Source organism: Streptomyces sp. NPDC049887 (assembly GCF_040656535.1).
Classification (GTDB): Bacteria; Actinomycetota; Actinomycetes; order Streptomycetales; family Streptomycetaceae; genus Streptomyces.
On record NZ_JBFAMM010000015.1, the window covers coordinates 118278 to 126377 of the forward strand.

Consider the following 8100-nt stretch of genomic DNA (forward strand, 5'->3'; position numbering starts at 1 on the left):
CCCTGACAACGAGCCCACACTCGTAAAGCAGCACCTTGATTCTTTACGGCTTCAGTGAACGCGGCATCTTTGGTAGCCGGCGCCGAGCATGACCTTGCGCACGGCCTTGACCAGACCCGAGTGGTGGTCGGCGATGACCAGGCGGACCCCGTTCAGGCCCCGTTCGCGCAGGGAGCGCAGGAACTCGCTCCAGAACGCCTCGGTCTCGCTGTCGCCGACCATCAGTCCCAGCACTTCGCGTCCGCCGTCCTCGGTGATGCCGGTGGCGATCACCACGGCCTGGGACACGATCTGGTGGTTCACCCGCGCCTTGCAGTACGTCGCGTCCAGGTAGATGTAGGGGAATCGGGTGTGGTCCAGCGGGCGGGTGCGGAAGGCGGTGAGTTCGGCGTCCAGTCCGGCGCAGAGCCGGGAGACCTCGCTCTTGGAGATCCCGGTGTCCGCGCCCAGGGCCCTGACCAGGTCGTCCACGCTGCGGGTGGACACTCCGTGGACGTATGCCTCAACGATGACGGCGTAAAGGGCCCGGTCGATACGGCGGCGGCGTTCGAGCAGGCTGGGGAAGAAGGTGCCGGTGCGGACCTTGGGGATGGCCAGGTCCAGGTCTCCGGCCTGCGTGGTCAGCACTTTGTCGCGGTGACCGTTGCGCCAGGTCGTACGGGTCTCGGCGTGCTCGCCGGGCTCCGCGCCGATGTGGGCGGTGGCCTCGGCCTCGATGAGTTCCTGCAGGCTCCGCTGGGCCAGGACCCTGATCAACTCGATTCCGTCCGCCGTACGCAGTGACTCCATCAGCCGGAGTAAGTCATGCTGGGACAAGGCCATCGCGTCACCTCTCTCAACGAGCTTCGCTACTCGGAGAGTTGCGCGATGGCCGCCTCATGACCAGGGGCTATGCGGAGATCGCTGCTACACCACTCGGCGGGACACCATCCGGCGTCGTACTGACGCGCATCGAAGTGGAGCTCCGGCGGCGGGTAGGGCGCTGTCATCCCCGTCCCCAACGGAACCTCCCAGTCCGACCACTGCACGATCTCCCCGAACCGCTGCACAACCACAGTCAGGAAGCCGCAGCAGCCGCCGGTGCAGTCCCGTTCCCCCAGCTCCAGGCGGCGCGCGTCGCTGGTCGCCCGGAGAGGGCTGGGATGGCCGGCCGGCAGCGCATCAGCCGCGTACGGTCCGCGGCCGCCCTCGCCGACCGCCGCCTCGACCACGTCCTCGCCGGTGACCCAGAACCGCAACTGGGCAGCGAACCGGGGTCCCGGCGGCAACACCCTGATCTCCAAACGATCGAACATCAGACCACCCTACGGGGCGCGCTGACGTCAGGCGTGAGGCCAGCCGACGCCCACCTCGGCCCGGCTGGCCGGCGGGTTTGAGGTGACTCCCGTTCTCGTAAACCTCGCCCCAGGGCCAATCCGGATGCCTCCCGAGATGGTGAACAACCGCTGTCGAAACTCGGTTCTGGCACAGATCTTGGGGAGCGATCACGGATCGTGACGATGCGCGAAGTGTCGATGTCAGCGGGCCCACGTAGCTTTCGGCTGACCGCCCGGCCGGGCGGCGAGGAGGGTGAGACATGAAGTGGGTCGGGGACGCGCGGCTGGCAGCCGGGCCTGAGGCCGCCTGGTACTTGGAGACGGCTTTCACGCCCGGTGCTCACCTGGGGACGGTGTACGACGATCTGACAACACCCGTCGTTGTGACGAGCATCGAGGAGGTAACGACCATCCGTGTACCCAGCGGCCGCCTTGTGGTGGATGCGCCGTGGGACGATGACGACACCTGGAGATATGAGCGTGGGTTGCCGACGAGGCCCCCGCGGGAGCTGGCGGTGCGCATTCCACCGGGCGTCTACCGAGTGGAGATCGCGTGGACGGCGGGCCCGTACGAGTTCTTCGGCGAACACTTCGATGGCGTCGAGTGCGCGGCGACCCGGTTGCGCATCAGTGATGCTGCTGTAGTCGGGTGGGAGATGGGCCTGGGTGTCGGCGAGGACGTCGACCGGCTTCCGCCGGGTGAGCATCCCCGGTTCGGCGCGGACCATAATGTTGGCTGCTTCGCCGACGCCGGCGCGTGGACGACGTTGTCCGCGCCGTTTCGCACATGTGTGGATGGCCGTTGGGAGCCGCGTGACAGCGGACAGCTGCCGGACGGTTGCGAGCGGATCAGCGACGAGTCACAACAAGCCGATCTGGTTACGTTCACGGCACAGTCAGGCGGCGTTGTCTGGTTGGGGCGGACCGAGACCGGCGACGTGGCCGCGATCGTCGTCACCAGTGGCATGGCCGACGCCAAAGCATGACGTCGCTGCCGCCTCTCCCTGTCCTGCACGTCGCGCAGCCAGACATGGCTGCCCGCTTCCACTGGGAGGAACAGACTGAGGAAAGGTATGTGGCCGGGCCCGTCATGGGCGCTCCGCTCAGCCCTGTAGTCGTGTGGGACCCGTCCACCGAGCGGCGGGGGGCCTGTCGCCAATTGGCGACAGCCCCAGCCTCGCCCCTCAGACGCACGTGGACACAGTGATCCCTACTTCCCGCAGGGTCGCCGGATGTCGGCGTGGACCCGGGCGGTGATGCCGGGCTGGCCCGGGGTGCGCCAGGCCGGAGTGACGCCGGAGGTGGCCACTGCCGCTGCAGGCTGTCCATCACGATGCGGAGGGTGTCTTCGTCCGCGGCGGTGATGTCGAGGACGACCAAACCGGGCTCGGCGATGTGCTGCGCGTCGATTTCCTTCTTATGAGGGCGACGGCTGCCTCACGTCCGGTGGTTCACCCCGGCGTGCGGGACCACCCGGACGGAGCAGTGCAGGGCCCTGGCTGATCCCGCACCGCGGCTTACGCGGCCTGCGCGGCAGCCCCATCCTCGGCGGCGCGGGGACGCTCAGGGGTTGGTGAGTTTGTACGCGCTGATGTTCTTGCCGGCCTGGATGAAGAGGTGCGTGGCGCTGGTGGCGAATTGTGCGCATCTGGGGCTGGGGCTGGCACACCGTGCAGCGATACGCCCGCGCCGCGTCCTGGCAGGACATGGTCAAGGGCGCAAACGGCAGCTTCCGAGCAAGCTCGACCCGTTCAAGCCCTACCTGGCCGCACGCTGGGCCGAGACAGGTGGAAGAGTGACCGTCCTCGCTCTCTTCCGGGAGATCACCGCCCAAGGCTTCCGCGGCCATTACTCCATCGTCTGCGACTGGGTCCGCCGCGACCTGCCCCAGCGGGAAGGCTTCACCCCTGCCCCGTCACCACCGTCGGTACGGCAGGTGACCGGCTGGCTCACCCGGCACCCGGCAACCCTGACCGAAGAGGAGAAACTCCACCGCAAGGCAGTCCTCGACCGCATCCCGGAACTGGCCTCCGCCGCCGAGCTGACCAGCTCGTTCGCAGAAATGCTCACCACGCTCAACGGCCTGCGCCTGCCCGAGTGGATCACCGAGGCGATGACAGCCAGCCTGCCCGGCATCAGCACCTTCGCGGCCGGACTCGAAAGCGACTTCGACGCGGTCACCGCGGGACTCACCACCGACTGGAACTCCGGACCCGTCGAAGGAACAGTCAACCGGATCAAGATGCTCAAACGGCAGATGTTCGGGCGCGCCGGATTCCCCCTCCTCCGGAAACGCGTCCTCCTCGCCTGACTCATGTGACTGAGCAGCTCAGGTGGCACCGTTCGCCAAGTACGGCGCAGTCCGCTGCTGCGCTGTCGACCGAGTCGTTTGCCGGGCGGGATATCCGCCGAGCGTGGTTGGGCCGAGGCCGGACGGCAGCTGGCGCACTGCAACTGCCACGGCCTCCTGCGCCGTGGCGAATTGGCCAAGGTCCTGGCTGATGAAGCCCCTACCCACTCCGTACGTGCCGTCGCTGTTGGCGCTCAGGCATGGTCCGACGACGGTCAGGTTCGGGCGGGTGGTGGTCGAGAAGCGCAGTGCCCAGTGGCTCGTGAATGGGTAGAGGACGCGCAGCGCCGGCTCGGCGTGCGCCGCCTCGACCAGCTTGTGGTACGTCTCCCGCCAGGCGTATTCCAGTTCGGCCGCCTCCTGGCGCTTGCCCTGCCATTCGGATTCCGTCAAGCGCGCGGGATCGTTGTCGGGCACCTCGAACCGGCCGGTCAGGTGCACGAAGGGTGCCGCCTGTCGGATGTCGTCCAGGGGCGCCCCGTCGTGCCACGCTCGGGCGGCCCTGGCGACCTCCGCCAGGTCGTCCGTCCTGCCGTCGATGAGGGCCATGCTCTGGAACGGTTCCTCGCCGCGGATCGACCACCGCCGTTCGTGCGACCAGGCGCTGATCGCCAGCGGCTCGCGGTGCGGCAGGGTACTTGCGACGGCCGCGTGGCGCAGCGGAGCGAAGTCCGGGGACGTAACGGGGACGGCACCGAGGCAGCCGTCCGCCTCGGTCCGGAGCGCTGCGGCGAGGCTGCCGCAGGCCGCGACGTCGGGGTACAGGACGGAGGGATCGGGAGGGGTAGGCATGGTCCCTGATTGTGCCCGAGTCGCCGATTCCCAGAGCAGGCGGATGGCGCGCCAGAGGCCTGGGCGGCTCCATTCACGGTGCTGAAGCACCCGGTCAAGGCCGTGCAGGAACCGCCCGGTGCCAGCTGAGGTGCTCCTGAGGCCAACTGAGCTGGTCAGGTGCCAACTGAAGGGCGCAGTCTCAACTCAGCGTCACCGGCCCACACAACTTGGGTCAGACCCCATGGTGAGCCGGAAGCACGGGGGCGCCGTTCCAGCGCCCGCGAGGGAGGAGGACGCCATGCCGGAAGAGCAGCTGCCCCTGGTGCCGTGGGGTCGGTTGGCCACCGACCCCGAGACCCGGCGTCAACGAAGGCCGCATCACCGACCTGAAGCTCCAGAAACGGATCATGGCCGGCCGCGCCGGAGTCCCCCCTACTGCGCCACCGCGTCATCCTCATGGCCCTGCTTCGACGTCACCACCGATGACGCTGCGTCACCTGCGCACGGTGGCACATCCCGGTTTCACGGAAATCTTGCCAGGGCCACTCACAGGAGTACGTCGACAACGTGTCTCCTGACCTCCACGAACAGCTCAACCCCGCACCCGCCAACTGCCCAGTCTGCGAGCGCGAGTTCATGCCGAGCCCGAGACAGATCTACTGCTCTACCCGCTGCAAGAGCGCTGCCCACCGACGCGCTCCCGCCGGCCTGGCCGCACACACCTGCCCAGTCTGCGACGGCATCTTCACCGCCAACCCCCGACTCCGCCAGATCTACTGCTCGCCCGAATGCCGTCGCGAGTCGGAAAACAACGCAACCGGACCCGCGACGAAGAACGAGCACGCCGCCTCGGCGAAACACCCCCGAGCACTACCGCCCGGCTCGCAGCCGGCAACCCCGGCCCCATCGACCCACTGGCACCGACAGCAGTCCGGAGCTGCCCTCACTGCGACCAGCCCGTCACGATCGTCGCCCTGCCCGCGACCCAGGAAGCCGCCCGCCCCACGATCACCAACCGCGTCGCCGACATCGCCCCGCTCAGACGCCTTCATGAGTTTCGACTGACCGTCACCCGATCACCGGGCCCGCCGACCTGAAGGTCGGCGGGCCCGAAGCGTCAGGCCACCGAGCGCAGCCGGTCCAGTTCGTCGCTGATCGCATCCCGCAGCGCGTCATGCTGCGGACCGAGCCGGGACTTCTCGTCTCTCCACCGTTCACGTGGATAGAGCCACACCGGCTTGCCCACCACATCGGCTGGCTCCCATTCGAACCGCGGCCAGACATGCGCATGCAAGAACGGGTCCGTGTTCCCCAGGATCTCCAGGTTGACCCGCCGGAAGGCCGGGTCCAGCCGCCGACAGACACGCTCGACCGCTTCGCCGAGCTGGTCCATGTCAGACAGGAACGACAGCCGCTTCGCCCTCGGCAGGTCCGACAGACGCTGCACATCCGGCTCGTCCACGAGCAGAACCGAGTAGCCAGGCAGGAACTGGACGTCCCCGATCACCGCGAACCCCGACGTCAGCCGACGCAGCACAGTCGGGTTCTCGCCCCTCAGCGCAGTCCCGATCCGGTCCATCTGCCAGTCACCAGTCATGGCCAAAACCTACATTCCGGTGATCAAGGACCACTCTTCGATCCCCATCCTCCTCACACAGTTCAAAGACCAAGGAAGTGAGGCGAGGAGCGACCCCGGCCGTTTTCAGGGCTCTGGCCGGAGTTCCGTGAATCCGCAGGTCAGCGCTGGACTGCGTGAACGATTCAGCAGGGGATCTCTGCCGTATGGGGGTCTGCTCGCTGGATGAGTTGCTGTTCCCGGGGATGGACGTGGGCTGGACGAGGTGGCGTTCACCGCGGACGTGCTGGTGGTGTCGGCGGTGGCCTGCGACCGGCCTCCTCGATGCCCGGGCTGCCGGGCGCGAGCTGGGAGGGTGCACTCCACCTACGAACGTCGCCTGGCAGAACGTCCGTTGACCGGTAGAAAGTTGCAGATCAGGCTGAGGGTGAGGCGCTTCTTCTGCGACCGAGCGTCCTGCCGGCGCAAGACCTTCGTGGAACAGGTCGACGGGCTGAGTGAGCGGTGCCGTCGTTCCAGCCTGGGTACGAAGCAGTGGCTGCGGGCGGTCGCCGTCGAACTGGGCGGCCGGGCCGGCGAACGGCTGTGCCGTCGGCTGCACCTGTCGGCGGGCCGCAGCAAGCTACTCGGCCTGCTCGAAGCACCGCCGGTCCCCAAGCACGCGCCGCGGGTGCTCGGCGTGGGACGAGTTCGCCTTCCGCAAGGGGTGCACCTACGGCACCGTGCTGGTTGACGTCGAAGCAGGCCGGGTCGTGGACGTATTTCCCGACCGCACCGCGGAGACGTTCGCCGACTGGCTGCGGGCACACCCTGGAGTCGAGATCATCTGCAGGGACCGGGCCACCGCTTACACCCGCGCGATCCGCGAGGCAGCCCCGCATGCAGTGGAGGTCGCCGACCGCGGGCACCTGCTGCAGAACCTGTCCACAGCCGTCGAATCCTCGTCGAAGGCGGATGGACCATCAGTGCAATCGGCCGTCGGCTGAACCTGGACCGCAAGACCGTGCGCCGCTTCCGCGACACCGACCTCGACCAGCTCCTGACCTCGGCCCGCGAGTGACATCCCGCCGGAGTGCTGGAACCGTTCAAGCCCTACCTCAACACCCGGTTCACCGTGACCGAAGGTCAGGTCAGCAGCAGCAGACTGTTCCTGGAACTCCGTGAACGCGGCTACCGAGGCAGCCGCCAAGTCGTCCGCAAGCATCTCGCCGCACTGCGGTCAGGCACCGCCGAGCCGGTCCGAGCCGACATCCCGAGCCCGCGCAAGATCACCTCATGGATCATGAGACCCCGCGAGAGTCTCACCGACAGCCAGGACAAGCGACTCCTCGAAGCCCGCCGCGCCTGCCCGGACATCGCCCGCACATGCGACCTCGCCCGAGCCGACCATATGGGGAGCGGCGAGGTCCTCGGCTCTGGCGAGGTCGCCTTGTCGTCGAAGGCGTCTGGGGCGCTTGCGCGCGTGATCAGAGCTTCCGTCAGATCCCTTGGGGCGAACGGCCCGACGCATCACGATCGTTTCGGCTGCGGTGGAAGGGCGAACAGAGCCCGGCCTCCTGACTTTGCGCCTCCCGCACCTCCGTCCCTGGTCGGGCGGTTCATCGGCCAGGGACCTACTACTCCGTGGCGAAATTGTGATCATGCGGGTGGTCATATTCCGTACATGTGTGTCTGGCGTGTGGAGGGTGTGAAGGGGAAAGATCGCCGGGCAAGTCTCCATGGCCCAGGGGGTTACCGTGCGTGCCGCGCGTCCAGTCGTTGTGTCCGTCGCGTTGCTGATGGTTGTGCTCGCGGGCACTGAACAAGCCGCGCTTGCGGCGAGCCAGTGGGCCGGGGCCTCACTCCTCGGAGGTGCTGCGGAGGCGCCGGAACAACGGTGGGGGTCGGCCGACGGCCGCAGCCGTAGCGCCATGGTTGACGCGACGGAAGAGGATGCCAAGGGCGGGCGTGACGGTGCGCTGAAGGCGCCTGGTGAACTCCCCCTCGAGTCAGGTTTGGCTGACGGGCGAGGAGGCGGCGGCTCTATCGCGGCCACGGGCCCGGTGACTGCACAAGCAGTGGTCGTGCCGCCTGTCAAACCCAAG

Annotated in this window: 7 protein-coding genes and 2 pseudogenes; 4 read left to right on the forward strand and 5 right to left on the reverse strand. The window is 67.8% G+C overall.

The genetic code is table 11. The features are described from left to right. Positions 1–54: 54 nt before the first annotated feature. Together AB0J10_RS19930 and AB0J10_RS19935 are read right to left on the reverse strand one after the other, a co-directional pair. Positions 55–789, reverse strand: a pseudogene (locus AB0J10_RS19930) (IS256 family transposase); the annotation flags it as partial. 59 nt (positions 790–848) lie between these two features. After that, positions 849–1295 (reverse strand): hypothetical protein, encoded by a 447-nt coding sequence (locus AB0J10_RS19935; protein WP_363063299.1) that lies wholly within the window; start codon positions 1293–1295, stop codon positions 849–851. Between the two features lie 281 nt (positions 1296–1576). Here AB0J10_RS19935 and AB0J10_RS19940 point away from each other — a divergent pair, with 281 nt between their 5' ends. After that, positions 1577–2302, forward strand: a complete 726-nt coding sequence (locus AB0J10_RS19940) for a DUF4241 domain-containing protein (RefSeq protein ID WP_363063301.1) — start codon at positions 1577–1579, stop codon at positions 2300–2302. Positions 2303–2526: 224 nt separating this feature from the next. Here AB0J10_RS19940 and AB0J10_RS19945 read toward each other — a convergent pair. After that, positions 2527–2726 (reverse strand): annotated as a pseudogene (locus AB0J10_RS19945) (DUF6207 family protein). Positions 2727–2889: 163 nt separating this feature from the next. Between AB0J10_RS19945 and AB0J10_RS19950 the strand changes: the two are divergent. Then, a complete protein-coding gene (locus AB0J10_RS19950; protein WP_363063393.1) occupies positions 2890–3627 on the forward strand; it encodes a transposase in 738 nt (245 codons plus the stop codon). Positions 3628–3645: 18 nt separating this feature from the next. On the opposite strand, the gene AB0J10_RS19955 is transcribed toward AB0J10_RS19950, so the two are convergent. Together AB0J10_RS19955 and AB0J10_RS19960 are read right to left on the reverse strand one after the other, a co-directional pair. After that, positions 3646–4458 (reverse strand): DUF6193 family natural product biosynthesis protein, encoded by an 813-nt coding sequence (locus AB0J10_RS19955; protein WP_363063303.1) that lies wholly within the window; start codon positions 4456–4458, stop codon positions 3646–3648. 1099 nt (positions 4459–5557) lie between these two features. After that, complete coding sequence (locus tag AB0J10_RS19960; protein WP_363063305.1) at positions 5558–6037, reverse strand: diadenosine tetraphosphate hydrolase; 480 nt, start codon at positions 6035–6037, stop codon at positions 5558–5560. Between the two features lie 280 nt (positions 6038–6317). Between AB0J10_RS19960 and AB0J10_RS19965 the strand changes: the two genes are divergently transcribed. Both AB0J10_RS19965 and AB0J10_RS19970 read left to right on the forward strand, forming a co-directional pair. After that, on the forward strand, positions 6318–6749 hold the full coding sequence (locus AB0J10_RS19965; RefSeq protein ID WP_363063395.1) for a transposase family protein: 432 nt from the start codon (positions 6318–6320) through the stop codon (positions 6747–6749). Continuing rightward, positions 6739–7002 carry a transposase gene (locus AB0J10_RS19970; RefSeq protein ID WP_363063307.1) on the forward strand — a complete coding sequence of 88 codons (264 nt, stop codon included), beginning with the start codon at positions 6739–6741 and terminating at the stop codon, positions 7000–7002. The genes AB0J10_RS19965 and AB0J10_RS19970 overlap by 11 nt, the downstream gene beginning before the upstream one ends. Positions 7003–8100 lie beyond the last annotated feature (1098 nt).